22 protein-coding genes are annotated in these 26,316 nt (G+C 74.7%); 14 read left to right on the forward strand and 8 right to left on the reverse strand.

Annotation, left to right across the window (positions count from 1 at the left end; all coding sequences use genetic code 11):
• Window positions 1–3: 3 nt before the first annotated feature.
• The gene (locus ACZ466_RS03275; RefSeq protein ID WP_378283455.1) at window positions 4–1,557 is read right to left on the reverse strand and encodes a sugar ABC transporter ATP-binding protein; all 1,554 of its coding nucleotides are present in this window, start codon (window positions 1,555–1,557) and stop codon (window positions 4–6) included.
• A gap of 320 nt (window positions 1,558–1,877) precedes the next feature.
• Here ACZ466_RS03275 and ACZ466_RS03280 point away from each other — a divergent pair, with 320 nt between their 5' ends.
• The 9 genes from ACZ466_RS03280 to ACZ466_RS03320 all read left to right on the forward strand — a co-directional run bounded on the left by ACZ466_RS03280 (window position 1,878) and on the right by ACZ466_RS03320 (window position 15,092).
• Window positions 1,878–2,906, forward strand: coding sequence for a LacI family DNA-binding transcriptional regulator (locus tag ACZ466_RS03280; protein WP_378283454.1), 1,029 nt, complete (start codon window positions 1,878–1,880; stop codon window positions 2,904–2,906).
• Complete coding sequence (locus ACZ466_RS03285; protein ID WP_378283453.1) at window positions 2,903–3,607, forward strand: (Fe-S)-binding protein; 705 nt, start codon at window positions 2,903–2,905, stop codon at window positions 3,605–3,607. Before ACZ466_RS03280 ends, ACZ466_RS03285 begins: the two co-directional genes overlap by 4 nt.
• Before the next feature lie 50 nt (window positions 3,608–3,657).
• Entirely contained in the window at window positions 3,658–5,136 is a 1,479-nt protein-coding gene (locus tag ACZ466_RS03290; protein WP_378283452.1) for a LutB/LldF family L-lactate oxidation iron-sulfur protein, read from the forward strand.
• The gene (locus ACZ466_RS03295) at window positions 5,133–5,756 is read left to right on the forward strand and encodes a LutC/YkgG family protein (protein ID WP_378283451.1); all 624 of its coding nucleotides are present in this window, start codon (window positions 5,133–5,135) and stop codon (window positions 5,754–5,756) included. Before ACZ466_RS03290 ends, ACZ466_RS03295 begins: the two co-directional genes overlap by 4 nt.
• 25 nt (window positions 5,757–5,781) lie before the next feature.
• A complete protein-coding gene (locus ACZ466_RS03300; RefSeq protein ID WP_378283450.1) occupies window positions 5,782–7,227 on the forward strand; it encodes a rhamnulokinase in 1,446 nt (481 codons plus the stop codon).
• A gap of 31 nt (window positions 7,228–7,258) precedes the next feature.
• Entirely contained in the window at window positions 7,259–7,945 is a 687-nt protein-coding gene (locus ACZ466_RS03305) for a fused DSP-PTPase phosphatase/NAD kinase-like protein (RefSeq protein WP_378283449.1), read from the forward strand.
• Window positions 7,946–8,190: 245 nt separating this feature from the next.
• Window positions 8,191–11,241 (forward strand): helix-turn-helix transcriptional regulator, encoded by a 3,051-nt coding sequence (locus tag ACZ466_RS03310; RefSeq protein ID WP_378283447.1) that lies wholly within the window; start codon window positions 8,191–8,193, stop codon window positions 11,239–11,241.
• 288 nt (window positions 11,242–11,529) lie between these two features.
• The gene (locus ACZ466_RS03315; RefSeq protein ID WP_378283446.1) at window positions 11,530–12,648 is read left to right on the forward strand and encodes an alpha/beta hydrolase; all 1,119 of its coding nucleotides are present in this window, start codon (window positions 11,530–11,532) and stop codon (window positions 12,646–12,648) included.
• A complete protein-coding gene (locus ACZ466_RS03320; protein ID WP_378283445.1) occupies window positions 12,645–15,092 on the forward strand; it encodes a GMC oxidoreductase in 2,448 nt (815 codons plus the stop codon). Before ACZ466_RS03315 ends, ACZ466_RS03320 begins: the two co-directional genes overlap by 4 nt.
• A gap of 84 nt (window positions 15,093–15,176) precedes the next feature.
• Here the strand turns inward: ACZ466_RS03320 and ACZ466_RS03325 are convergent, their stop codons facing one another.
• The 5 genes from ACZ466_RS03325 to ACZ466_RS03345 all read right to left on the reverse strand — a co-directional run bounded on the left by ACZ466_RS03325 (window position 15,177) and on the right by ACZ466_RS03345 (window position 20,272).
• On the reverse strand, window positions 15,177–17,240 hold the full coding sequence (locus ACZ466_RS03325; RefSeq protein WP_378283444.1) for a CehA/McbA family metallohydrolase: 2,064 nt from the start codon (window positions 17,238–17,240) through the stop codon (window positions 15,177–15,179).
• A gap of 149 nt (window positions 17,241–17,389) precedes the next feature.
• A complete protein-coding gene (locus tag ACZ466_RS03330) occupies window positions 17,390–18,271 on the reverse strand; it encodes a DUF4429 domain-containing protein (protein ID WP_378283443.1) in 882 nt (293 codons plus the stop codon).
• Window positions 18,272–18,307: 36 nt separating this feature from the next.
• Complete coding sequence (locus tag ACZ466_RS03335) at window positions 18,308–18,919, reverse strand: DUF2269 family protein (RefSeq protein ID WP_378283442.1); 612 nt, start codon at window positions 18,917–18,919, stop codon at window positions 18,308–18,310.
• 134 nt (window positions 18,920–19,053) lie between these two features.
• A complete protein-coding gene (locus tag ACZ466_RS03340; protein WP_378283441.1) occupies window positions 19,054–19,485 on the reverse strand; it encodes a PPOX class F420-dependent oxidoreductase in 432 nt (143 codons plus the stop codon).
• A gap of 85 nt (window positions 19,486–19,570) precedes the next feature.
• Window positions 19,571–20,272: a nucleotidyl cyclase domain-containing protein gene (locus tag ACZ466_RS03345; RefSeq protein ID WP_378283440.1), complete on the reverse strand. Its 702-nt coding sequence runs from the start codon at window positions 20,270–20,272 to the stop codon at window positions 19,571–19,573.
• A 364-nt stretch (window positions 20,273–20,636) separates the two neighbouring features.
• On the opposite strand from ACZ466_RS03345, the gene ACZ466_RS03350 reads away from it, so the two are divergent.
• The 4 genes from ACZ466_RS03350 (at window position 20,637) to ACZ466_RS03365 (ending at window position 23,497) form a co-directional block, all read left to right on the forward strand.
• On the forward strand, window positions 20,637–21,266 hold the full coding sequence (locus ACZ466_RS03350; protein WP_378283439.1) for a hypothetical protein: 630 nt from the start codon (window positions 20,637–20,639) through the stop codon (window positions 21,264–21,266).
• A 76-nt stretch (window positions 21,267–21,342) separates the two neighbouring features.
• On the forward strand, window positions 21,343–21,954 hold the full coding sequence (locus tag ACZ466_RS03355) for a sigma-70 family RNA polymerase sigma factor (RefSeq protein WP_464042802.1): 612 nt from the start codon (window positions 21,343–21,345) through the stop codon (window positions 21,952–21,954).
• Window positions 21,951–22,727: an anti-sigma factor gene (locus tag ACZ466_RS03360; RefSeq protein ID WP_378283438.1), complete on the forward strand. Its 777-nt coding sequence runs from the start codon at window positions 21,951–21,953 to the stop codon at window positions 22,725–22,727. The genes ACZ466_RS03355 and ACZ466_RS03360 overlap by 4 nt, the downstream gene beginning before the upstream one ends.
• Before the next feature lie 59 nt (window positions 22,728–22,786).
• A complete protein-coding gene (locus tag ACZ466_RS03365) occupies window positions 22,787–23,497 on the forward strand; it encodes a hypothetical protein (RefSeq protein WP_378283437.1) in 711 nt (236 codons plus the stop codon).
• A 22-nt stretch (window positions 23,498–23,519) separates the two neighbouring features.
• On the opposite strand, the gene ACZ466_RS03370 is transcribed toward ACZ466_RS03365, so the two are convergent.
• A complete protein-coding gene (locus tag ACZ466_RS03370) occupies window positions 23,520–24,365 on the reverse strand; it encodes an ABC transporter permease (protein ID WP_378283472.1) in 846 nt (281 codons plus the stop codon).
• 5 nt (window positions 24,366–24,370) lie between these two features.
• Window positions 24,371–25,399: an ATP-binding cassette domain-containing protein gene (locus ACZ466_RS03375; protein WP_378283436.1), complete on the reverse strand. Its 1,029-nt coding sequence runs from the start codon at window positions 25,397–25,399 to the stop codon at window positions 24,371–24,373.
• Window positions 25,400–25,527: 128 nt separating this feature from the next.
• Between ACZ466_RS03375 and ACZ466_RS03380 the strand changes: the two genes are divergently transcribed.
• Window positions 25,528–26,316, forward strand: coding sequence for a TetR/AcrR family transcriptional regulator (locus ACZ466_RS03380; RefSeq protein ID WP_464042805.1), 789 nt, complete (start codon window positions 25,528–25,530; stop codon window positions 26,314–26,316).

Below are 26,316 nucleotides of genomic sequence, written 5' to 3' on the forward strand. Positions count from 1 at the left end.
GGGTCAGGCCGCCTTTCCCGTGTCGCCGTCGCCGTTGCCGTTGCGTCCGGTGGCGGCGGCCATGACGGTCTCCTCGGTGGCGTCGGCGCGGGAGATCTCGGCGGTCAGCCGGCCCTCGTGCATGACCAGCACCCGGTCGGCCATGCCCAGCACCTCCGGCAGGTCGGAGGAGATCATCAGCACCGCCAGGTCCTGCGCGGCCAGCTCCGACAGCAGCCGGTGGACCTCGGCCTTGGTGCCGACGTCGATGCCGCGGGTGGGCTCGTCCACGATCAGCACGGCGGGCTCGGTGGCCAGCCACTTGGCCAGGACGACCTTCTGCTGGTTGCCGCCCGACAGCACGCCGACGGTGTCGGTGAGGCGGGCGTACTTGAGCTGGAGGCGCAGCGCCCAGTCGGCGGCGCGGTCCCGTTCGACCTTGCGGGAGATGAGCGGGCCGCGCCCGGTGGCGCGGCGCAGCGACCGCAGCTGGGTCAGGCCCATGTTCCGCTCGATGGACATGTCCATGACCAGGCCCTGCTGGCGGCGGTCCTCGGGCACCAGGGCCAGCCCGGCCGACATCGCGGCGGTGGGGCTGCCCGCGGGGAGCGCGCTGCCGGCGACCTCGACGGTTCCGGCGTCCCAGCGGTCCACCCCGAAGATCGCGCGGGCGACCTCGCTGCGGCCCGCGCCGACCAGCCCGGCCAGCGCGACGATCTCGCCGCGCCGCACCTCGAAGGAGACGTCGGTGAACGCGCCCTCGCGGGTCAGCCGGGACACCTTCAGCGCGACCTGGCCGGGGGTGACGTCCTGCTTGGGGTAGAGCGTGCCGAGCTCGCGGCCGACCATCCGCTGGACGAGGTCGTCGGGGGTGAGGCCCTCGACCGGCTCGGTGGCGATGTAGGTGCCGTCGCGCAGCGTGGTGACCCGCTGGCACAGCTCGAAGATCTCCTCGAGCCGGTGCGAGATGAACAGGATCGCGCAGCCCTGCTCGCGCAGCGTGCGGGTGACGCCGAACAGGCGGGCGACCTCCTGGCCGGTCAGCGCGGCGGTGGGCTCGTCCATGATCAGCACCCGGGCGTCCCGGGAGATGGCCTTGGCGATCTCCACGACCTGCTGGTCGGCGATGGACAGCCCGCGCGCGGGCTGCTGCGGGTCCATGGCGACGCCGAGCCGGATGAACAGCTCGGCGGTGCGCTCGTGCATGGCGCGGCGGTCGATGCGGCCGAGCCCGGTGCGAGGCTGGCGCCCCATGAAGATGTTCTCCGCGACCGACAGGTCGGGGAACAGGGTGGGCTCCTGGTAGATGACCGCGACGCCCGCCTGCTGCGCGTCGGCGGGGCCGCCGAACTCCGCCGGCGCGCCGTCCACCCGTACCTCGCCCGCGTCGGGGCGGTGCACGCCTGCGAACGTTTTTACGACGGTGGACTTGCCCGCGCCGTTCTCGCCGGCGAGTGCGTGCACCTCACCGGCGTGCAGCTCCAGGGTGACGCCCTGCAGGGCCTTGACGGCGCCGAACGACTTGCTCACGTTGACCAGTGCCAATGTCGGTGGCGCCGACCGAGCGGGTGCGCTCACGGCCACCCTCCTCGCTGGGGTGATCTGTAACCGGATGATGAAAAACGTTTTAACGGGATGTTGCGCGGAACGCTAGATGTGAGCCGGAGCACTCGTCAAGAGGGAACCTCGGCTCGGATCCGCGCCGAACCCTCGAAAACCCCGTGCCCACCGGCTCTGGAGCGATCTTCACGAGTTCCGCGGAACGCCCCTCCCGGGCCCTTCCCCGGCTGACGAGCCGGCGGCGAAGTTCCCACGCCAGGGTTGACACGTTTTAAAGAGATGACCCAAAGTGAGCGCGGCACACCAGCGGACGAGACCGGGGGCACACAGTGGGCACCGTGGGGATCAAGCAGGTCGCCGAACACGCCGGGGTGTCCCCCGGCACGGTCTCCAACGTGCTCAACCGCCCCGAGCGGGTCGCCCCCGGCACCCGCGCCCGGGTCGAGCAGTCCATCCGCGAGCTGGGCTTCGTCCGCAACGGCTCGGCCTCCACGCTGCGCGCCGGGCACAGCAGCACGATCGGGCTGATGGTGCTCGACCTGGCCAATCCCTTCTTCACCGACGTGGCCCGCGGGGTCGAGGACGTCGCCAGCGAGCGCGGCTACGCGGTGCTGCTGTCCTCCTCCGCCGAGTCCGGCGAGCGCGAGCAGCGCAACATCCGGGTGTTCGCCGAGCAGCGGGTCCGCGGCGTCCTGCTCACCCCGGTCGGGGACGACGGGCAGAACGCCGACCGGCTCAGCGACCGCGGCGTCCCGGTCGTCCTGCTCGACCACCCGACCCCGCGCGCCAACCAGTGCTCGGTCGCGGTCGACGACGTGGCCGGCGGCGAGCTGGCGGTCGGGCAGCTGCTGGCCGACGGCGCCCGCACGCTGGCGTTCGTCACCGGCCCGGCCGCGCTGCGGCAGTGCACCGACCGGCGCAAGGGCGCCCTGCGCGCGCTGCGCGCCGCCGGGCTGGGCCGGGAGGCGATGCTGGAGCTGGGCGTCCCGGCCATGAACGCGCGCGCGGGCCAGGAGGCCGCCCGCCGCCTGCTGGACGACGGGCCGCTGCCCGACGCCGTCTTCTGCGCCAACGACCTGCTGGCCCTGGGCGTGCTGCGGGTCCTGCTCCAAGCGGGGGTCAAGGTTCCGACCGACGTGGCGCTGATCGGGTACGACGACATCGAGTTCTCGGCGGCGGCCGCGGTCCCGCTCAGCTCGGTGCGCCAGCCCACCTACCAGCTCGGGCGGATCGCCACCGAGCTGCTGCTGGAGGAGTGCGACGACCCCGACGGGCATGCCCACCAGCAGGTCATGTTCCAGCCGGAGCTGGTCGTCCGCGACTCCAGCCGCCGCGAGGCCCACCCCTTGGAAGGAGGGCGGCCGTGAAGGTCGCGCTGTTCATCACCTGCCTCAACGACACGATGTTCCCCGACACCGGGAAGGCCGTCGTGCGGCTGCTGCGCAGGCTCGGCCACGAGGTGGACTTCCCCGCCGCGCAGACCTGCTGCGGCCAGATGCACCTCAACACCGGCTACCGGAGCCAGGCGGTGCCGATGGCGCGGGGCTTCGCCAAGGCGTTCGCCGGGTACGACGCCGTGGTGAGCCCGTCGGCCTCGTGCGCGGCGATGGTCCGCGACTGGCATCCCCGGCTGATCGACGAGCCCGTGCCCGCGGTGTACGAGCTGTCGGAGTTCCTGGTCGACGTGCTCGGGGTCACCGACGTGGGCGCCTACTTCCCGTACCGGGTCACCTACCACCCGACGTGCCACTCGCTGCGGATGCTGCACGTGGGCGACCGGCCGCTGCGGCTGCTGCGCGAGGTCCGCGGCATCGACCTCGTCGAACTGCCCGAGGCGGCCGAGTGCTGCGGGTTCGGCGGCACGTTCGCGCTGAAGAACTCCGAGGTGTCGGCGGCCATGTGCGCGGACAAGGTCACCAACGTGCGGCGCACGGGGGCCGAGGCGCTGTGCGCGGCCGACAACTCCTGCCTGATGCACATCGGCGGCGCGCTGACCCGGACCCGGTCCGGGGTACGGGCGGTGCACCTGGCCGAGATCCTCGCCGCCACCGAGGAGGATCCCTCATGAGCGGCGGAGCCGTTCGGGGGGTCTGGGGGACCGCCCCCAGGAAGGAAAGCATGAGCCCGAAATCGAAGGCCGAGGGCGCCAGGGCCATGCCGACCTACGTGGGCATGCCGTCCTTCCCCGACGCCGCCCGCCGCGCCGTCGGCGACACCCGGCTGCGGCACAACCTGGCGCACGCCACGTCCACGATCCGGGGGCGGCGCGCGGACGCGGTCGCCGAGCTGGACGACTGGGCGGCGCTGCGCGAGGCCGGCAAGCAGATCAAGGACCACGTGCTGGCCAACCTGGGCCACTACCTGCGCCTGCTGGAGGAGAGGGTCACCGCGGCGGGCGGCACCGTGCACTGGGCGCGCGACGCCGCCGAGGCCAACCGGATCGTCGCCGATCTGGTGAAGGCCACCGGCGAGACCGAGGTCGTCAAGGTCAAGTCGATGGCCACCCAGGAGATCGGGCTGAACGAGGCGCTGGCCGAGGAGGGCATCGCCGCCTACGAGACCGACCTGGCCGAGCTGATCGTGCAGCTGGGCCACGACCGGCCCTCGCACATCCTGGTCCCGGCGATCCACCGCAACCGGTCCGACATCCGCGACATCTTCCGCCGCGAGATGGCCGACGCGCCCCCGGGCCTGTCCGATTCCCCCGCGGAGCTGGCCGAGGCCGCGCGCAGGCATCTGCGGGCCAAGTTCCTGTCGGCCAAGGTCGCGGTCTCGGGCGTCAACTTCGCCGTCGCCGACACCGGCACGCTGGTGGTGCTGGAGTCGGAGGGCAACGGCCGAATGTGCCTCACCCTCCCCGAGACGCTGATCTCGGTGATGGGCGTGGAGAAGCTGGTGCCGAGCTGGCGGGACCTGGAGGTCTTCCTGCAGCTGCTGCCGCGCTCGTCCACCGCCGAGCGGATGAACCCGTACACCTCGACGTGGACGGGCAGCACCCCCGGCGACGGGCCGCGCGACTTCCACCTGGTGCTGCTGGACAACGGCCGCACCGACACGCTCCGCGACGAGGTGGGGCGGCAGGCGCTGCGCTGCATCCGCTGCTCGGCGTGCCTGAACGTGTGCCCGGTCTACTCGCGGGCGGGCGGCCACGCCTACGGCTCCCCCTACCCGGGGCCGATCGGGGCGATCCTGTCGCCGCAGATCCGCGGGATCGGGTCGGAGGTGGACGCCTCGCTGCCGTACGCGTCGTCGCTGTGCGGGGCGTGCTTCGAGGCGTGCCCGGTCGCGATCGACATCCCCGAGGTGCTGGTGCATCTGCGCGCACGCTCGGTGGAGGGGCCGCGCAGGCATCCGGTGGAGCGGGCGGTGATGGGCGTGGCGGGCTGGACGCTGCGCTCCCCCGCCCGCCTCGGGATGGCGCAGCGCGCGGCGTCGGCGAGCCGCTGGGTGGTCGGGCGGAACGGGCGCATCCGGCGCCTGCCCGGCCCGCTGAAGGCCTGGACGGACACCCGCGACGCGCCCGCGCCGCCGAAGGAGTCGTTCCGCGCCTGGTGGGCGCGCACCGATGGCGGCCGTACAGGGGAGACGAAGAAATGAGCGCGCGGGAGGAGATCCTCCGGCGGATCGAGGGCATCGTCCCGACCCGGCCCGCCGCCGAGGTCGCCACGTCGTACGCCGAGATCGACCGGTCCTATCTGCGGCGCCACCATGGCGAGGGGATCCTGGAGCTGTTCGCCGAGCGGGTGGCCCACTACCGCGCCGAGGTCCGGACGGTGACCGCCGCCGAGCTGCCGGGCGCGGTCGCCGAGGCGCTGTCGGCCCGTCCCGGGGTCGTCGGCGCCCCCGCCGGCCTGCCCGCCGCGTGGACCTCCGGCCTCGACGAGGCGCGGCTGGCCCGCGACCCCGCCGTCGCCGACCTGGACGGCCTCGCGGGCGCGGTCACCGGCTGCGCCGTCGCGATCGCCGAGACCGGCACGATCGTGCTCGACCACGGCCCCGGCCAGGGCCCGCGCGCCCTGTCGCTGGTCCCCGATTATCACCTGATCGTCGTCGAGGCGGCCCAGGTCGCCGCCGACGTCCCCGAGGCCCTCGAACGCCTCGATCCGCACCGTCCGCTGACCTTCGTCTCCGGGCCGTCCGCCACCAGCGACATCGAGCTGTCCAGGGTCGAGGGCGTGCACGGCCCGCGCACCCTCGAAGTCCTCGTCGTCACCTGAAACCCAACGAACAGGCACCACGCTCATGACCACCCCCACCTTCGCGGCCGTCGACCTCGGCGCCTCCAGCGGGCGCGTGATGACCGCGCGGATCGGCCCGGGCACGCTCGACCTCACCGAGGTGCGCCGCTTCCCCAACCGCCCGGTGCGCGCCAACGGCACCCTGCACTGGGACGTCCTCGGCCTGTACGGCAACGTGCTCGACGGCCTGCGCGGCGCCGCGTCCGCCACCCCCGGCGGCCTGGTGTCGGCCGGCATCGACTCGTGGGCGGTCGACTACGGCCTGCTGGACGGGAACGGCGACCTGCTCGGCAACCCCGTGCACTACCGCGACGCCCGCACCGACGGGGTGATGGAGCGGGTCCGCGCCGAGGTGGGCGACGACCTGCTCTACCAGGTGTCGGGGCTGCAGTTCCTGCCGTTCAACACCGTCTACCAGCTGGTGGCGGCCGGGGCCGGCCTGGACCGGGCCCGCACCCTGCTGCTGGTCCCCGACCTGCTGGCGTACTGGCTGACCGGCAAGGTCGGCGCCGAGCGCACCAACGCCTCCACCACCGGGCTCCTGGACGTCCGCGACGGGACGTGGTCGCGGCCGCTCCTGGACCGGCTCGGCCTTCCCGGCGGGCTGCTGCCGGAGCTGCGCGGGCCGGGCGAGGTGATCGGGACGCCGCGGCCGGATGTGGCCGCGGAGACCGGCCTCCCGGGGGACCTGGCGGTGACGGCGGTCGGCTCCCACGACACCGCCTCCGCGGTCGCCGCCGTCCCGGCCGCCGGGGACCGCTTCGGCTACATCTCCTGCGGCACGTGGTCGCTGGTCGGCGTGGAGCTGCCCGCGCCCGTGCTGAGCGAGGAGAGCCGCAAGGCCAACTTCACCAACGAGGGCGGGGTCGACGGCACGGTCCGCTACCTGCGCAACGTCATGGGGCTGTGGCCGCTGCAGGAGTCGCTGCGCGCCTGGGGGTCGCCCGACCTGGGCGCGCTGCTGGCCGAGGCCGAGCACGTCCCGGCGCGCCGCTCGCTGATCGACCCCGACGACCCGGAGTTCCTGCCGCCGGGCGACATGCCCGCCCGGATCGCCGCGCACTGCGCGCGGCGCGGGTTCCCCGAGCCGGCCACGCGCGCGGAGATCGTGCGGTGCGTGCTGGACAGCCTGGCGCTGGCGCACCGGACGACGCTGCGGGAGGCGGTGCGGCTGTCGGGCCGGGAGGTCGAGGTGGTGCACCTGGTCGGCGGCGGCAGCCGCAACGACCTGCTGTGCCGACTCACCGCCGACGCCTGCGGGCGGCCCGTGATCGCCGGTCCGGTGGAGGCCACGGCGCTGGGCAACGTGCTGGTGCAGGCGCGGGCGCACGGCGCCGTCGGCGGGCTGGCCGAGATGCGCGCGCTGGTCGCCGCGACCCAGCCGCTGCGCCGGTACGAGCCGTCCGGCGGCACCGCCGCCTGGGCGGAAGCCGCCGCCCGGCTCGCCTGACTGCCTGCGGCGACGCGGTTATGCTCGCCGGATGCGGCTCACTGCCTTGGCGCGCACGACCGGCAGGCTGCTCCTGGGCGGGGCGGCCGTGTACGCGCTGGTCTGGGCGGTGGTGAGCCTGGTCATCCTCGCCATGAGCCAGGCGTGCCGCACGAGCGAGCGCGCGGCCGCGCACGCCCAGGAGCAGGGCGGGCCGCCGCGGGTGCCCGGCATCGGCCACTTCGCCCGGGTCGACGACCGCGTGTGGCGGGGCGCCGCGCCCAGCGCCGAGGGGTACCGGAGGCTGGCCGGGCTCGGCGTCCGCACGGTGGTCGACCTGCGCGCCGAGCGGCTGTCCCCGGCCGCGCTGGAGGTCCCCGGGCAGGCCGGGCTCACGGTCGTGCGGCTGCCGGTGCGCGACGGCCAGCCGCCCGCCGCCGGCCAGGTGGCGCGTTTCCTGGCGGTGGTGCGGGGCGCCCGGGGGCCGGTGTTCGTGCACTGCGGCGCGGGCGTGGGCCGGACAGGGTCGATGTCGGCGGCGTACCTGGTCGGCACCGGTCAGGCCGACGCCCCCACCGCGACGCGGCGCAGCCTGGCGGTGGGGCCGCCGTCGCTGGAGCAGCTCGCGTTCATGCGGCGGCTGGACGGCGAGCGCGCCGGGCGTCCCCCGGCGGCGCTGGTGGCCCTCAGCCGGGTGGCCGATTCGCCCCGCAGATCGTGGGCGCGGCTGCGAGGATAGGCGGCACGTCCGTACGACCGTTTGGGGCGCCCCTGTTGACACGGCGCCACCGATGACGGTTCATAGCACATGACCGGTGGCACGGTGGGAGACCGGGACGGACCGGTGCGGCGGCCCGCCGCGGGCGCGCTCGCGACCGGCTCCCGTTATCGGGAGATCAGTACTATGTCCCCGGCGACACCCGGTAGTCACGCAAGTAGAACGATCACGGCGCATCGACCGCCTGTCACTGTTGGGGTGTGGACATGGAGGGTCGCGCGGACCGGAACGCGGAAGGCCTGCCCGCCGGCGCCCCGCTCGTCGGGCGGCGGACGGCGCTCCGCGTCCTGGACCAGGCACTCGACGCCTCGTTCGGAGGCTCCTTCCGCTTCCTGGCGCTGTCGGGTGATCCGGGCGCGGGCAAGACCCGGCTGCTGGGCGAGCTGGCCGCGGCGGCCGGCGCCCGCTCGCTGCCCGTGCTGGCCGGGCGCGCCGCCGAGTTCGAGCAGCAGATGCCCTTCGGCGCCCTGGTCGACGCCCTCGACGACCGGCTGGAGCGCAGCCGCCCGGCGCTCAATCCCGCCACCGCGCGGCTGCTGTCGACGGTGTTCCCGGCGCTGGCCGGTGCCGCGCACTCCCCCGCGTCCGACGCCGGCGTCCAGGGCCCCGCGCCCGGCGGGGCGGCACCGGGCGAGCCGGCGGCCGACGCGGAGCCGCTGGGCGTGGCCCGCTACCACCTGCACCGCGCCGTGCGCCATCTCCTCGAGGAGCTGGCCTCCGACAACGGCCTCATGCTCCTGCTCGACGACGTGCACTGGGCCGACGACGCCTCGATCGAGCTGCTGGGCTACCTGGTCCGCCATCCGCCGCGCGCCCGGGTCCTGATCGGCGTCGCCTACCGTCCCGCGCAGGCGTCGGCGCGGCTGGCCACGCTGGTCGACATCGCCGGCGAGCACGGCGTCAGCGTCACCGCCGACCCGTTCACGCGCGAGGAGGTCGAGCAGTTCCTGGGCCCGGAGGTGTCGCGGTCCCGCTGCCAGGCGCTGTACGAGGCCAGCGGCGGCAACCCGTTCTACCTGGAGGCGCTGGCCCGCCGCCCGGGCGGGCGCGACGGCGCCGAGCCGTCCCCGGCCGAGGAGGCCGTCGCCGAGCCCTGGGGCGCGCTGCCCGACCTCGGTGAGATCACCGAACTGCCGCCCGCGGTCCGCACCGCGCTGCGGGTCGAGCTGAGCGGGCTGCACGAGACCGCGCTGCTGGTGGCGCGGGCCGCCGCGGTCGCCGCCGACGAGTTCGAGCCCGCGCTGGCCGCCGCCGGGGCGGAGATCGCCGAAGACCGGGCGCTGGCCGCGCTGGACGACCTGGCCGCCCGCGACGTGGTGCGGCCCGCCTCCGCCGGCCGGTTCCGCTTCCGCCACCCGCTGGTCCGGCACGTGGTGTACGGCTCGGCCGCCGCCGGGTGGCGGCTGGGCGCGCACGCGCGGATCGCCCGCCATCTGGGCGACCTGGGCGCCCCGGCGACGCTGCGCGCCCACCACGTGGAGCGGTCGGCCGGCTACGGCGACCAGCAGGCGATCGCGACGCTGGTCGAGGCGGCCCGCACGGTGGCGCCGCAGGCACCGGCCACCGCCGCGCACTGGCTGAAGGCCGCGCTGCGCCTGATGCCCGAGGACCCCGACCCGGCGGAGGCCGGGCTCGACACGGGCGAGGACGGCGGGCGGCCCCCGCACGTCCGGCTCCTGGCCGAGCTGGCGCACGCGCAGACGGTCAGCGGGCAGCTGGTGGAGGGCCAGGAGACGGCCCGCACACTGCTGCGGCTGCTGCCCCCCGACGACCATGCCCGCCGCGCCCGCGCCGTCCAGATGTGCGCGGTGATCGAGCGGCAGCTGCAGCGCCACCAGCAGGCCCGCGCGTTGGTGCTGGACGAGCTGCACCGCATCCCCGACCCGCAGGCGCCCGCCGCCGTGCTGCTGCGCACCCGGCTGGTCGCCGACCGGCTGATGCGCCTCGACATCCGCGGCGCCCAGGCGGTGCTGGACCGGATGCCGGAGAACGCGCCCGGCTGGGAGCCGGGCCTGCGGGTCGCGGTCGCCTCGCTGCGGGTGATGCCGGCCTACGGGGCCGGGCGGGTGGACGACGCGATCGCCCTCGCCGAGGCCGCCGACGCGGTGTACGCCGAGTCCCCCGACGGCCACATCGCCGAGGCCCTCGACCACGTCCCCTGGCTGGGCTGGGCCGAGGTCATGCTGGGCCGGTACGACCACGCGCGGCGCCGGCTCGAGCGCTGCATCGCCATCGCGCGCTCCACCGGCCAGGTGCCCTACATCACCTATCTGCTGAACGCGCAGGCGAGGCTGTACACGCTGCTGGGGCGGCTGGCCGAGGCGGCGGACGCGGCCGAGGAGGCCACCGAGACGGCCCGGCTGGTGCGCTCCGGCGAGACGCTGGTGTTCGGGCTGACCCAGCAGTGCCTGGTCGCGACGTGGCAGGGCGACCACGACCGGGCGCTGCGGCTGGGCGAGGAGGCGGTGGCCGGCGACCTCGGCGCCGGCGAGTGGTGGGGCGCGATGGCCCGGTTCGCCCTCGGCGTCGCGCTGGTCAACTCGGGCCGCGCCGAGGAGGGCGCGGTCGCCGCGCTGGAGGCGTGCGGCGATCCGACCGCGCCGCAGCTCGACCCGTCCACGCTGCTGTGCTGCGCGGAGATGCTGGCCCAGGTCGAGGCGGCCCGGGAGAAGGACGGCGAGCCCGGCCGCTGGGCGGAGATCGCCGAGATGCTCGGCGGGATCGGGGGATCGGCCGACGCGGGGATGGTGCGGCTCGCGCAGGCGCACGCGGCACGCCCGTCCGATCCGGCCGCGGCGGCCTCGCTGGCGGCCGAGGGCGGCCGGCTGCTGCTGTCGGCCGGGCGCCGGCTGGAGGCGGGCCGTGCCGAGCTTGCCGCGGGGCTGGCGTACCAGGCCGCCGGTGAGCGCGACCCGGCGCGCGAGCGGCTGCGGGCCGCCGCGGAGCTGTTCGAGTGGTGCGGGGCGCGGGCGCTGCTGGCGCAGACCGTCCGGGAGCAGCGCCGCCTCGGGGTGCGGGTGGCCTCGCCGCGCCGGGGCGGACGGGGCGACGAGCCGTTCGGGCTGTCCCCCCGCGAGTACGAGATCGCCACGCTGGTCGCGGAGGGCTGCACGAACCAGCAGGTGGCCGAGAAGCTGTTCCTCAGCGTCCGCACGGTGGAGACCCATCTGTCGCGGGTCTTCGGCAAGCTCGGGGTGAGCTCGCGGGTCGGCGTCGTCACGGTGCTGAACGGGCGCCCCGGCGACCGCGACTCCTGAGCCCCGCGACCCGTTCCGCCGGGCGGTCCGGACGGTCCGGGCGGCCCGGGTGATCCGCCGGCCGATGTGATCTTCGTTGCGCGGCCTTGCGGAACGGCGGCGGGACCGTGCCAGGCGGCACAGATTCGTGCCAAGATCCGGACGAGAATGAACCGTCAGGTCGAAAACGGACTCTCACTCCACACGGGCACCACGTACCGCGGGGCGCGAATACGGGTTTTCCACGATGCCGCGCCGTCGTACGCGACTGCCATCGTTGGACCGTCATTCAGCCGGGAGGACAGAGACATGGCACGCCGAATCCGACGTTTCTCGCCCGAGGGCGTCACGGACGCCGAAGTGTCGCTGCACCCGTTCACGACCGAGGACGACCTGCTGCTCACCCTGTCCCGCTTCCACCGCGAGGACAGCGACGACGTCGTCCTGCTCATGCACGGGCTCACCTCCTCCAGCGACCTGTTCACCATGCCGGAGATCTACAACATGGTGAGCTACCTGCTGGACAACGGCTTCGGCGACGTGTGGGCGCTCGACTTCCGGATGAGCAACCGCTTCCCGTACAACACCGGCGGGCGCCGCTACTCGCTCGACGACATCGCGCTGTTCGACTACCCGGCCGCGATGGCCGAGCTGCGCCGCCACATCGGCGACCGCCGGGTGCACGTCTTCGCGCACTGCCTGGGCGCGCTGTCGTTCAGCATGAGCCTGTTCGGCGGCGCGGTGGAGGACGACCTGGCCAGCCTGGTCGTCAACAGCGTCTCCCTGACGCCGCGGGTGCCGTCGTGGTCGAAGGTCAAGATGGCGATCGGCCCGAACTTCGCCGACTACGTCCTCGGCTCGCCCTACATCGACCCGCGTTTCACCGAGGCGCCGAAGCTGAGCGGCCGGTGGCTGATGTCCCAGGTCATCTCGGCGTTCCATCCCGAGTGCAAGGAGTCGGCCTGCCACATGCAGAGCTTCATGTGGGCGAGCGGCCGGCCCGGGTTCTTCATGCACGAGAACCTCGCGCCCGAGACCCACACCCACGACCGGCTCGCCGACATCAACGGCGCCTCGACCGTCCACTACTACCGGCACATCCGCAAGATGGTGAAGGCCGGCCGGGCGGTCCGCTACGACCCGCGCGATCCGAGGCTGAAGGCGCTGCCGACCAACTTCCTGGCCCGCGCCTCAAAGATCACCACGCCGATCCTGTTCACCACCGGCGACCACAACCGGATCTTCACCGACTCCAACGTGGTCTGCCACGCGCTGCTGTCGAAGGTCGTGCCGGGCCGGCACGAGCTGGAGGTGCTGCCGGGCTACGGCCACATCGACCCGATCCTCGGCAAGAACGCCCACGAGCGGGTCTACCCGAGGATCCTCGCGCACTTCCAGAAGCACGGCACCGACCGGAAGGCCGCATGACGATGACCGAGCACGTGGCCGCCGAGCACGCCGACACCGTCGTCGTCGGCTCGGGGTTCGGCGGGTCGGTCGCCGCCTACCGGCTGGCCGAGGCCGGCCGGTCGGTGGTGCTGCTGGAGCGCGGCCAGCCCTACCCGCCCGGGTCGTTCCCACGCTCGCCCTCGGAGATGGGCCGGGCGTTCTGGGACCCCTCGGCCGGGCTGTACGGCATGTTCGACGTGTGGAGCTTCAAGGGCTGCGACTCGGTCGTCTCCTCCGGCCTGGGCGGCGGCTCGCTCATCTACGCCAACGTGCTGCTGCGCAAGGACGAGCGGTGGTTCGTCAACGAGGGCCTGGACGGCGGGCACGAGCCGTGGCCGGTGACGCGCGACGACCTCGACCCGTACTACGACCGGGTCGAGGAGATGATGGGCGCGACGCCGTACCCGCTGGACCGCGCCCCGTTCGACGACTCCCCCAAGACGCACGCGATGCAGGACGCCGCCGCCGAACTCGGCCTCAACTGGGCGCTGCCGCCGCTGGCGGTCGGCTTCGCCCCCGAGCGCGGCGCCGCGCCGGGCGTCAGCCTGCCGATCGTCGATCCCGGCTACGGGAACCTGCACGGCGGCGGGCGGCGCACCTGCCGGCTGTGCGGCGAGTGCGACATCGGCTGCAACGAGGGCTCGAAGAACTCCCTCGACCACAACTACCTGTCGGCGGCCGCGTTCCACGGCGCGGACCTGCGCACCTCGCACGAGGTGAAGGCGATCCGGCCGCGGCCTCGCGGCGGGTACGAGGTCGACTACGTCCACCACGACCCCGAGCGCAGGGCCGGGAAGAAGCCGCCGGTCCGCACCATCACCTGCGACCGGCTGATCCTGGGCGCGGGCACCTACGGCACCACGTTCCTGCTGCTGAAGTCGCGCACGGCGTTCCCCGGGCTCAGCCCGGCGCTGGGTTCGCGGTTCTGCGGCAACGGCGACCTGCTGACGTTCCTGCTGAAGGCGCGCGACCGCAACCGGGTGCGGCCGCTGGACGCCAGCCGCGGCCCGGTGATCACCAGCGCGATCCGGCTGCCCGACGAGCTGGACGGCCATCCGGGCGCGGGCCGCGGCGCCTACATCCAGGACGGCGGCTACCCGGCGTTCGTCGACTGGATGGTGCAGCCGTTCGACCTGGGCGACCAGATCGACCGGGCGGTGAAGTTCCTGTGGAACCGGTTCACCGAGTTCTTCTCCGGCGCGCCCGACACCAACCTGTCCAAGGAGCTGGCGGACCTGATCGGCGACGGGGCGCTGTCGGTGAGCTCGCTGCCGCTGCTGGGCATGGGCCGCGACACCGCCGACGGGCGGCTGGCGCTCAAGGACGGGCGGCTGGCGGCCGACTGGACGGTCGAGACCAGCGCGGCGCACTTCGAGCGGCTGCGCACGACGATGCAGGGCATCGCCGACGTGCTGGGCGCCGAGTACGCCGACAACCCGGCGTGGTTCCGCAAGCGCGTGGTCACCGTTCATCCGCTGGGCGGCGCCCCGATGGGGCGGCACCCGGTCGAGGGCGTCTGCGACGCCTTCGGGGAGGTGTTCGGCTTCCCCGGCCTGTACATCGCCGACGGGGCGGCGATGCCGGGGCCGGTGGGGCCGAACCCCTCGCTCACGATCGCCGCGATGGCCGACCGCATGGCCACGCGGATCCTGGAGGGGATGTCCCGCCCCGCCGACACGGGGGCCGAGCCGGTCACGGGGACCGGCTCGCCCGGCGGGGCGGTGGGCGGCAAGGCGTACGGCACGGATTCGGGGGCGCCGACGGGGACCGGGGGAACGTCCCCGGAGGCGTCGTCCGGCCGTACGTCGCTGTCGTTCACCGAGGAGATGAAGGGGTTCGTCTCCTGGGGGGCGACCGATCCGCGGGCGGGTGAGCTGGACGAGGGCCGCGAGCGGTTCTCGTTCCGGCTCACGATCACCGCCGACGACGTGGATCGGTTCCTGGCCGAGCCCGAGCACACCGCGCGGGCCGAGGGATGGGTGGACGCCGCCGGCCAGGGGGGCCGGCGGCCCGTCCAGCGGGGCTGGTTCAACCTCTTCGCGCCGGGGGGCGCCGAGGAGCGCCGGCTGATGAAGTACCGGCTGCATTTCGCCGACGACCGGGGCCGGCCCCGCACCCTCATCGGTCACAAGAACGTGCTGCACGGTCCGCCGACCCGGATCTGGCCCGACACCTCGACGCTGTACGTCCACCTGCTGGACGGCCACGCCGACGAGGAAGCGGTCGAGGAGGCCGCCAAGGGGGCGGTCCCCGAGGGGGCGGTGGTGCTGGGCGCGGGCGTGCTGCACATCCAGCTGACGGATTTCGCCCGCCAGCTGACCACCTTCCGCACGGCGGGGCCCGGCGGTCCCGCGGCCCTGGTGTCGTTCGGCCGCTTCTTCGCCGGGGAGCTGTGGGAGGTCTACGGCCCCGACCTCGACTGAGGAGGGGCCGTCCGAGGACGTGCGAGCGGAGAGAACTGCGGGGTGCTCTCCGCTCGCACCTTTTCCAGCCTCGTTCAGCCATGTTCAGCCGCGCCGGGCGCGGCGGGGCCTGCGGAGGCGGTCGCGGTAGACGCCGCGGGCCCGGTCGATCAGGTCGAGGTGGTCGGTGAGCTGGCCGCCGGCGTCGAACCGGCCCTGGGCGCGCAGGAGTTCCTCCCAGCGGTCGAGGTAGTCCAGGCACCAGCGCAGGTCGGATTCGCGGGCGACCTGGTCGCCGCCGAGGTCGATGTAGACCGGGCTGGTGTGGGCGTAGGCGCCGGTGTGGTGGAACGAGCGCGGGTGCCGCGGGCCGGAGGCGACGGCGACGACGTAGGTGGGCTCGCCGAGCTCGATCCGCGCGGTGATCCGGGGTGGCGGGCCCTCGGCGACGACGCGTTCGGCGGTGCGGATCTCCAGCCGGGTGACCTCGGGGCCGATGGCGGTGGCGGTGGCGGTGACGTGGTCGCCGGGAAGGGTGTCCAGGACGTCCCCGGGGCCGAGGCCGTCCACCTCCAGTTCCAGCCAGGGGCCGGTGGTGGCGAAGGTGCGGCCGCAGCGGACGGCCTCGGCGAACGACTCGGCGGTGAGGTCGCCCTCGACGCGGGCGTAGACGCGTTCCCAGCCGGGCGGGCTGGACTGGTTGCCGCGGCGGCAGAAGGAGAGCATCGCGTCGGTGCCGGCGGTGGCGGCCAGGACGTTGCCCGCGCCCAGCAGGTGCCGGTAGACGACGGCGGTGGTGTGGACGGAGGAGTGGTTGAGCACGTCGAGGCTGTCGATGAGGCCGAGCGCGGCGTCCACGACGATCTCGCGGGCCGAGCAGTTGCGGCCGGCGGTGAGGGCGGCGGCGGGGGGCGCGTCGGGTCCGATGGGGACGTGGAAGGGGTGGCTGTAGCCCAGGACGGCGCCGAGTTCGCGGAGTTCGGCGCAACCTTCGGCGTTGGGCGGCCAGTCGGCGGTGTCGAGGAAGCCGGTGTGGTAGCGGCGGGGCGGCCGCCGGACGCCGAAGGCGTAGAGGTGGCCGAGGATGTCGTTGCGGTACTCGACGCCGAGGCGGGCGATGTGGGCGGCGTCTGACCAGGGGAGGTCCTGCCCGGCCCAGTGTTCGAGGGCTTCGCGGTCGTAGACGCGTTCGGAGGCGACGTTGCCGGCGACGAGGTTGAGGACGTGCAGGTCCTCGCCGTGCTGGACGGCGGCGGCCTGCGCCGGGGTGCCGACCGTGTCGCCGGTCCAGTTCATGTGGACGTGCATGTCGCCGCCGTACCAGCCCTGGGCGGCGGCGTCGTAGAGCCGCTCCGGCGTCAGTTCCAGAACGGTGCCGGTACCGGGTACGGGGGTGAGGGTGCGCTCCTCGGTGCCGTACTCCATGCCGCGGGTAACGCGTACGGTGAGCGGCTCGGCGGGGACGCGCAGGAGGAGGTCGTCGCCGTGGAAGTAGGGCGTGCGGTGGGAGTCGAGCCTGGGCGGGGCGCCGTCGGGGTACCAGCCCTGGCCGTTCTCGCCGATCACCGACCAGCGGCAGGGCATGCCGGCGCGGAGGCGGAGGGTGGCCGAGGGCACGGCCCGGACGAGGGCGCCGAGGGGAATGTCGCCGCCGTCCACGGTGAGGGCGTCGCCGGGGGCGATCGAGATCAGGCGGGCTCCGCGCGGCGGCACGTGGTGGGGTTCGTCGTTCACGTGGACGGTGGCGGGTTCGTCGCGGGAGGAGTCCAGGAGCAGGCCGGTGCGGAACGCGGCGCCGTCCCCGGCCTCGCCGCCGTCGAGCACGGTCTGGGGACGGGCGTCGAGGGAGGCGCCGCCGGGGGTGAGGCGGAGGGCCGCGAGGTTGTCCAGGACCTGCCCGCCGAGGGCGTCGCGGATGATCTCGTGGACGTCCAGCTCGCGCATGCGGGCCTCGAACTCGGCGTCGCGGGCGCCGGGGTGGCGCTCGGCGACCTGGTTCATGCAGGTGAGCCAGAACGCCTGCTCGTTCATCAGGTAGGCGCTGGTCTCGATCTGCTTGACGTAGGTGATCGGGTCCTCGCCCCAGGCGGGGCCGTGCTCGTCCAGGAGCCGCCGGTACTCGCGGAGGGCGTCCTGGACGGCGGGCGGTAGCGCCGGTTCGTCGCACATCGCCGTGCCTCCCGTGGTCGGAGTGCCGTCAGGGTGGCACGGAAGGCGCGGGCTGGAAAGCACTCGTTCACGGGACCGGGAGTGCCCATCCCTCACCCGAGGTGAAGGATCTTCTCCCGGGGGTCAGGATCCTCCACCCCGGACCGGGGTCACATGCCCAGCAGGGTGCGCTTGGCGGCGGTGAACTCCTCGTCGGTGAGCACGCCCTCGCGGTGCAGCTCGCCGAGCTCGCGAAGCCTGCGCAGCATGGCGTCGGGGTCGGCGGCGCCGGCGTCGGGGGCCTTCTCCAGGACGGGCTTGTCGTCCGCGGCCGCGGCGGGGAGCGCCGAGCCGACCGGGTGCGGAAGCCGGGCCAGCACGGCGGCGGCGAGCAGCGCCGTGGTCCCGCCCTCCTTCTGGATCCCCCAGGAAAGGGCGCGGGTGTCCTCGTCCGGCGACCGGTCGGGACCGGGGTTGCGGAGCCTGAAGCGCAGGTACCCGTACCCCATCCCGGACTGGCGGCCCCATTCCACGCCCACCAGGTCCTTCAGCTCGAACACCTGCGTGCCCGCGGCCGTCTTCGCGCCGCTGGCCATCCAGTTCCACTCCAGGCGGACCCGCTCGCCGTCGAAGGAAGCGGCGCCGTCCCCGGCGCCGGCGGTCAGCGGCACGCCCGGTCCCGGCATCAGGTAGCGGTCGCACGGCCCCTCGGGCACCTCCCACACCAGCAGGGAGTTGCGCACGTCGTCGACGAAGAACTCGGCCGCTCCGACGCGGTCGGAGGGGATGGCCAGCGTGTACGGGTCGGCGGAGTCGGGGAGCCCTCCGGCGACGGCCTGGCTGAGGGGGTCGGCGCCGTCCCGCAGGCGCAGCCGCAGCCGCCCGCCCTTGCGCCCCGGCTCGTACGCCACGCCCCGGACCGCCCGCAGCGGCACGACCAGCTCGCCGAGGGCCTTGCGCAGCTTGTGCACCGAGCGGTCGTGCCCGGGCACGATCCGCACCACTTCGCCGTCGAAGGTCCACGCCCCGTCGCGGGAGGCCACTTCCGCCATACCGGGATATTAGGGGGTGGACCCGGTGCACGGCGGTCAGGCGCCCGCGGCGCGGCGGCCCCGGCGGATCCGTCCCCACGGCTTGTAGATCGACAGCACGGTCATGAAGGTGTAGCAGGTGAGCGACACCACCGGTGCGAACAGCAGGCCGTCGGCGGCGTCGCCCGCGCTGGGCCGCGCGGCCAGCACCCCGGCGGCCGCCTCGTTCAGGCTCGCGCGCAGCGCGACCACGGTCAGCGCGGCCGTCACGACGGTGAGCACCAGCTTGGTCAGCACCCAGGTGTACCGGACCAGGCCCCACTTGGTGCCCACGCCCAGCAGCACCCCGGTGACCAGCGCGAGCAGGCTCGCCGGGATCAGCACGGTGTCGCCCAGCATGTTCATGGACAGGTAGGCGGCCCGCAGGGTGACCGGATCGTCGCTGAGGGATCCGGTGATGCTGAGCGCCAGCAGCCCGACGTCCAGGCCGAGCCAGGTCATCGAGCTGATCACGTGCAGGAGCAGGATCGCCTTGCGGGTCCGCGGCGTGAACCTGGCGCGGGCCGGCGCGCGCGTACGACCGGCGCGCTCTCGCGCGGTGGGCACGGCCGAGTTCGCGGCGGTGCCGGGGGTGACGGGCGTGATGGGCGTGCGCTGTGTCGTCGTCATACCGCCGACGGTGCCGGGACGGTCCCGCCGGGGGCATCGCATCACCGGCGGCATCACCCCTACGACGGGCGGGGTAGCCGGGCCGCGCCCCGCTACCCCGCCCGTGGTACCCGCGTGCGCCGCGGCGGGACGGGTCAGCCCTGCGGGGGCTGGCCGTAGAGGCGCGCGACGCGCAGCCGGATGACCCGGCGCCGGTCGGCGACCATCGCGCGCCGGTAGTCGTCCCAGTCGGGGTGCTCCCCGCGGATGTCGCGGTAGAGCTCGATCAGCTCCTCGACGGCGGCGTCGTGCGGGTCCGCGGCCACCGGCGACAGCTCGGCGTCGCCCTCGGCGACCGCCCAGGACCAGCCGTCGGGCGCGCTGACGTGCAGGCTGGCCCGGGGGTCGCGGCTGAGGTTGCGCGCCTTGGCCCGGTCGTCGGTGATCGAGATCCGGACCAGCCGGCGCCCCTCGTCGTAGTGGTAGTTGATGGTGGACAGCTGGGGGCGCCCGTCCCGTTTGATCGTCGCCAGCACGCCCAGGTCGCGTCCGGCCACCAGTTTCGCCAGTGCCGTCTCGTCCGCCATGCGGGGCCTCCTCCGTCGCCGTACGTCGGGTGTCGAACGGCACAACCCCGCCCGGCGGATCATCCTTCCCGGCCCCGCCCGCGGGTCAGGCGCGCTGCCGCGCCAGCTGGGGGAAGTCGAGGACGCGGGCGCCGGGGGGAAGGGCGGGCCGGTCGCCCGGCCCGCCCCTCTCTCCTCGCCGTTCCCCGCGGGGCCGCGCACCGCCGCCCTCGGCGCGCCCGGTGAGGATGTGGCCCCGGAACGCCGTGCCCTTGGCGGTGACCTTGACGGCCTGGAACGCCGCGGGCGGCAGCGAGCAGAACCCGGTGCGCACGACGTCGCCGTACAGCGACTCCGAGACGACGTAGGCCACGTCGCGTTCGGGGTCGTCGATCAGCAGCCGGCGCAGCGGCGCCGAGTCCAGCAGGCGCTGCACCACGATGGGCGCGTCGCCGGCCGGCCCGAACGGCCCCGCGGTCATGGTGCCGTGGTGGAGGGCGAGCCGCACCCGCAGCGGCGGGCCGCCGTCCCGCCCGCCGTTGACCTCGCGCAGCTCGGACGCCAGCGCGATGACGAAGTCGCCGGCCACGGGGGCGGGGTCGACGCCCTCGGGCAGGGTGGCCAGCTCGCCGTCGCCGCCGACCTGCTTGTCCCAGCGGGCGCGCTCCAGGCCGATGCCCGAGGCGGCCCGGTCCAGCGCCCGGGTCAGCAGGTGCTGCGCCTGCAGTTGCTCGCGGGTGGTCCGCTTGCTGTACGCCTGGATGTCCACGGCCAGAAGCAGCCGGTAGACCAGTCCGTTCCCGTTCACTCCCGATCGCCTCTCGGTCCTTCGAGCGAATCGGGCCGGTTGCCCTCATTCGCTCCAGTTGCGGAGTGAGTGTTCGCCTCGTACGAAGGACCTCCGCGATGCTTCTGCGGTCGCTCCGGGGGCACCTCCTCCTGCCGTCGTGTGATGCCGTCGAACGCCCCTTTGGACGAGGGCGGCGGCCCATTGGTCGCCCAGGTAAGCAAAACCTCGCGAACAAGTAAGGGCGAAACGCGAATAAGCCGGTCAATCGGCCTGGACCGGGGCCGACCGGCGCCGGTCCCGCCCTCCGGCATTGAACCCCGCGCGCCGCAGCCGCGTACAGCCTCCCGACAGGCACCCCTGGTAACCCGGAAGGAAGCCGCCCATGACACTCCGGCGACGGGCCGCCCCGGCCAGCCTCGCGGCGGTGGCGGGCGCCACGCTGACGGCCTGCTCGGCCTACGGCAGCGTCCCGCTGAGCGCGCTGGAGAACGGCGACGGCTACGGCAAGCCGGCCAAGGGCGCCCCGCCGTCGGCCGCCCCGGGCGACGGGGTCCCCGGGGACGGGTCGCCGGTCGCCGTCACCCGCCTGCACGTCAACTCGGCCGGACCGCTCGGCAACGTCGTGGTCGACAGCGCCGGCCGCACCCTCTACCGCTACGACCGGGACCGCGCCCGGCCGTCCCTGAGCGCCTGCGGGGCCGCCTGCGCCCGCATGTGGCCGCCGGTGCGGTGGACGCCCACCCTGCGGGCCAGCGGCGGGGTGAACCAGGCGGCGGTGGGCAGGGTCAGGCGTCCCGACGGCACGCTGCAGGTCACGCTGGCGGGCTGGCCGCTGTACCGCTCGGCCAGGGACACCGCGCCGGGCGACGCGGCCGGGCAGGGCATGGGCGGGGCGTGGTTCGCCGCCCGGCCCAACGGAGCCAAGGCCGGCTTCGACGCGGGGATCCCCGTCCCGCCCGGCTACGGCCCCGGCAGCGGAGGCCAGGGCTCGGGCGCCTCCCCGGGGTCCTGAGCCGGCAGCCGAGCACCCCCAGCTCCTCCGCTCCCCCGCACCCCGCTACCCCCGCACCCACAGCCGGAGACCCCCGATGGCCCACAGATCCCCGACGACCGTTCCGGCGGCCCGCGCCAAGGCGCGCACCCCCGCGGCCGGGCCCTGGAGCTGGTTCCGCGGCCCGCGCCCCGGCGACACCGTGGACGACCAGGTCCTGGTGAACGAGCTGTACCGGGTGTACGGCCGGCCGCTGCTGTCGTTCGTGCTGCGGCTGACCGGCGGCGACCGGCACTGGGCCGAGGACGTGGTGCAGGAGACCATGATCCGCGCCTGGCGCAGCGCGCACCAGCTGGACGCCAACGCCACGTCCCTGCTCCCCTGGCTGGCCACGGTGGCGCGGCGGATCGTGATCGACGACCAGCGCCGCAAGAACGCCCGGCCGCAGGAGGCGGGCGAGGGCCCGCTGGAGAACCTGCGCGCCCCCGACGGGTTGGAGGATCTTCTGCGCTCCGTGGTCGTCTCCGAAGCCCTCCTGTCGCTGTCCCCCGCGCATCGCGAGATCCTCAACGAGACCTTCTTCCGGGACCGCTCGGTCAACGAGGCCGCCGCGTCCCTCGGCATCCCCGTGGGCACGGTCAAGTCCCGGGTGTACTACGCGCTCAGGGCGCTGCGGGTCGCCCTGGAGGAGAGGGGGGTGACACCGTGAACGCGATCATCCAGCACACCGATGTGGGCGCCTACGCCCTGGGCCTGCTCGAGGAGCCGGACCGCCGCGCGTTCGAGTCGCATCTGACCGTCTGCCCGGCGTGCCGGGAGGAGCTGGGCGCGCTGCGCGGCCTGGCCGCCTCGCTGGACGGCCTGCCGCCGATCGCCTCCGACGGCTCTTCGGGCGGAGCCCTGGGGGTCTGGGGGTCCGCCCCCGGGGAGGACGCGGATCCGGCGCCGCCGGTGCGGCCCGATCCGGCCGTGGTGACCGATCTGCTGCTGCGCCGCCGGAGGCTGGACCGCCGCCGGCGGATGTCGCAGGCGCTGGTCGGCGTGGCGGCGGGGCTGGTGCTGATGGGCGGCGCGGCGGGGCTGGGCGTCACGGTCGGCGCGGACCGGGAGGAGACGCCGCCGGTGGTGGAGAGCGGGGTGGAGGCGCTGTTCCGCAACGGCCGCCCGGTCGCGGCCACCGACGCGGGCACCGGGGTCAGCGGCCAGGTCGCGACCGAGCGCAAGCAGTGGGGCAGCCTGGTCGGGCTGCGGCTGAGCCGGGTGCGGGGACCGCTGGAGTGCGAGCTGGTCGCGGTCGACCGCACGGGGCGGGCGCACACGGTGGCGGGCTGGGCCGTCCCGCCGAAGGGGTACGGGTTCCCCGGCTCCCCTCCGGCGCTGACGCTGCAGGGCGGGACGGCGCTGAGCCCCGGGGAGATCACCCGGTTCGAGGTGCGGACGATCGGCTCGGACCGGACGCTCCTGACCGTCCCGAACACCTGACGGGGCCCGGGGCGGCCCCTGCGGACCGGGCGGGCCGCGGGGTCGCCTAGCCTGGACCGGTGAGTGCCACCCGATCCGACGCCACGGCCGCCGGGCCGCCCCGGCTGATGCTGCCCGGCCTGCGCGAGGTGTACGGGGCGTACGCGCGGGCGGCCGACGAGCTGCCCGCCCTGCCCGGCGCGCTGCAGGCGGAGGTGTGGACCTCCGCGCAGCTGGGCGCGCTGGAGGCGGCCGCCCCGCACGAACAGGGCCGGCGGGCCGCGCTGGGCGATCTGGTGACCGTGCTGCGGGGGGCCGGGACGCCGGGGACGCGCGCGTTCCTGCGGGCGCTGGCGGCGATCGGCCCGGCCGGGATCCGCCGGGTGGCCGGGCAGGCGGCCGGTGAGCTGCGCGGGCTGCCCGAGCCGCCGTGGGCGGACGCCCTGGGCGCGGTGACGCCCGGTCAGGCGTGGCTGATCCAGGAGGGGCCGCTGGACGGCGACCGGCTGGTCTGCGAGTTCCGGTATGAGGGCGGCGCCGACCTGCACGCGCTGGCGGTGCGGCTGTCGTACGGCGACGCGCCCGCCGAGATCGTGGTGGTCGGGGACGTGCGGGCGATGATGGCCGCCGCGCGGCAGGCGATGCAGGCCGAGCTGTGCGTGGTCCAGCCCTACGACGCGGCGGCGGTGGGGGCGCGTCTCCGCGCCGCTCTCGACGGTGCGGAGACCTACCCCGAGGACTGCTACCCGGCCCTGGCCCTGGCCCGCCACCGCGCCGCCGTCCTCTCCTAGCCTTCACCCGCCTGCGGGGCGGTCAGCGGCCCATGACGCGGTAGCGGCGTACCGACAGCGGCAGGAACACCGCCACGATCAGCAGCGGCCACGCCACCGCCATCGGCAGGGCGTGCTCGGCCGCCCAGGAGCCGCCGGGCGCGGCGCCCGCGCCGCCGAACAGGTCGCGGCAGGCTGTGATGGTGGCCGACATCGGGTTCCACTCGGCGGCGGCGCCCAGCCAGCCCGGCATCGTGCTGGGCGCGATCATGGCGCTGGACAGGAAGCTGACCGGCCACACCAGGACCTGCACCGCCACGATCGACTCCGGGCCCTTGGCGACCAGGCCGAGGTAGGTGCCCACCCACAGCAGGGCGAAGCGCAGCAGCAGGAGCAGCCCCACCGCGGCCAGCGCGTTTCCGATCCCCTCGTGCCAGCGCCAGCCGACCAGCAGGCCGCACACGACCATGACGGCCAGGGCGGCGACGGCGTGCAGCATGTCGGCGGCGCCGCGGCCCACGACCACCGCCGAGGAGGCCATCGGCATCGTGCGGAACCGGTCGGCCACGCCCTTGGCGGCGTCGGCGGCGATCGCGGCGAAGGTGGTCTCGATGCCGAAGACCATCGTCATCGCGAACATGCCGGGCATGATGAACTCGCGGTACTCGCCGCCGCCGGGCACGTTCATCTGGCCGCCGAACAGGTAGCCCATCATCAACACGACCATCACCGGGAACAGCAGCCCGGCGACGACCGTGCCGGGCTGCCGGGCCCAGTGCGCCAGGGCGCGCGCGGTCAGGACGCGGCAGTCGCCGGCGGCCATGAGCAGCCTGCGCAGGCCGCGGGGGTCCTCGTCCGCGGCGGCGGCGGGCGGGGCCGGGGTCGTCATCGTGGTCACGCCAGTGCCTCCTGTGGGTCGCTCGGCTCGGCCGTGCCGGTGCCGGGGTCCGGGGTGGTGGCGGCGTCCGGCCGCCGGCCGGTGAGGTGCAGGAACACCTCGTCCAGGGTGGGGCGGCGCAGGCCGATGTCGGCGACGGCGACGCCCGCCTCGTCCAGTGCCCGCACGGTCTCGGTGAGCGCGCCGACCCGGTCGGCCACCGGCGCCCCGGCGCGCAGCGCGTCCGCGTCGACCTCGACCCTGGTCTTCGTTCCGGCGACGCGGGCGAGGACGGCGGCGGCCCGGGGCAGGTCGCCGACCTCGCGGACGACGACGTCGAGGCGGTCCCCGCCCAGGTCGCTCTTCAGCGACTCGGGGGTGCCGCCCGCGATGACGCGGCCGTGGTCGATCACCGAGATCCCGTCGGCGAGCCGGTCGGCCTCGTCCAGGTACTGGGTGGTGAGCAGGACGGTGGTGCCGCCCTCGGCCAGCGCGCGCACGGCGTCCCAGACCTCGATGCGGCTGCGCGGGTCGAGCCCGGTGGTGGGCTCGTCCAGGAACAGCACGGGCGGGGAGAGGATCATCCCGGCGGCCAGGTCGAGGCGGCGCCGCATGCCGCCGGAGTACTTGCCGGCGGGACGGTCGGCCGCGTCGGCCAGGCCGAAGCGTTCCAGCAGCTCGTCGGCCCTGCGCCGGGCGGCGCGGGCGTCCAGGTGGTAGAGCCGGCCGAACATCACCAGGTTCTGCCGGCCGCCGAGGACCTCGTCCACGGCGGCGTGCTGGCCGACCAGGCCGATGCGGGTGCGGACGCGCCGCGCCCCGCGGACGACGTCGTGCCCCGCGACGCGGGCGCTGCCCCCGTCGGGCCTGGTCAGGGTGGTGAGGATGCGGACGGTGGTGGTCTTTCCCGACCCGTTGGGGCCGAGCACGCCGTGCACGGTCCCGGCGGGGACGGTCAGGTCGACCCCGTTCAGGGCGGTGGTGTCGCCGTAGCGCTTGCGCAGGCCCTCGGCCTCGATCGCCGGTTCGGTCGCGAGCTGGCCCATCTGCCGCTCCAAATTTTGTACGTTGTACGGAGTAAGCAGGCCAACTATAACGTACGCCATACGGAGTTAGGTCCCGGGCGGCGCACCGGCCGCCGGGGCCGTGCGCGATCTCTGCGAGGATGGGAGCCGTGACCACCGAGTACAGCGGCGCGGGCGACCCCGTGCGCAGCCTGGAGCTGCTGTGGGGCGCCCAGCCCAGACCGCGCCGCGGGCCGCGGCCGCGGCTGACCGTGGAGGAGATCGTGCGCGCGGCGATCGCGATCGCCGACGCCGAGGGGCTGGACGCGCTGTCGATGCGCCGGATCGCCGAGTCGCTCGGCGTCGCCCCGATGTCGATCTACACCTACGTGCCGGGCAAGTCCGAGCTGATCGACCTCATGCTCGACCGCGCGATCGGGGAGCTGGCCCCGCCGGCGGACGCCGCGGCGGGCGGGGCGGAGTGGGCCGGGGAATGGCGCGACCGGCTGGAGCGCATGGCCCGCGAGCACTGGGACCTCTACCACCGGCACCCGTGGATGCTCCAGGTCTCCCTGGGCCGCCCCCCGATGGGCCCCAACCTGCTGGACAAGTACGAGCGCGAGCTGCGCGCCGTCGACGGCCTCGGGCTGACCGACCTGGAGATGGACTCGGTGGTGGCCCTGGTGACCGGGTTCGCCGAGAGCTCGGCGCGGGTGTCGGTGAACGCCGCGCAGGCCGAGCAGCGCACCGGGATGAGCGACGAGGAGTGGTGGGAGGCCAGCGCCCCCGTACTGGACAAGCTGGTCGACTACTCCCGCTACCCGCTGGGGAGCCGGGTCGGGACGGTCGCCGGGGAGGAGTACGGCGGCGCGATCGGCCCCGGACACGCCTTCGAGTTCGGCCTGGAGCGGGTGCTGGACGGCATCGACGCCCTCATCCGCACCCGCCGCGCGCCCTAG

The organism is Actinomadura rugatobispora, assembly GCF_055379765.1.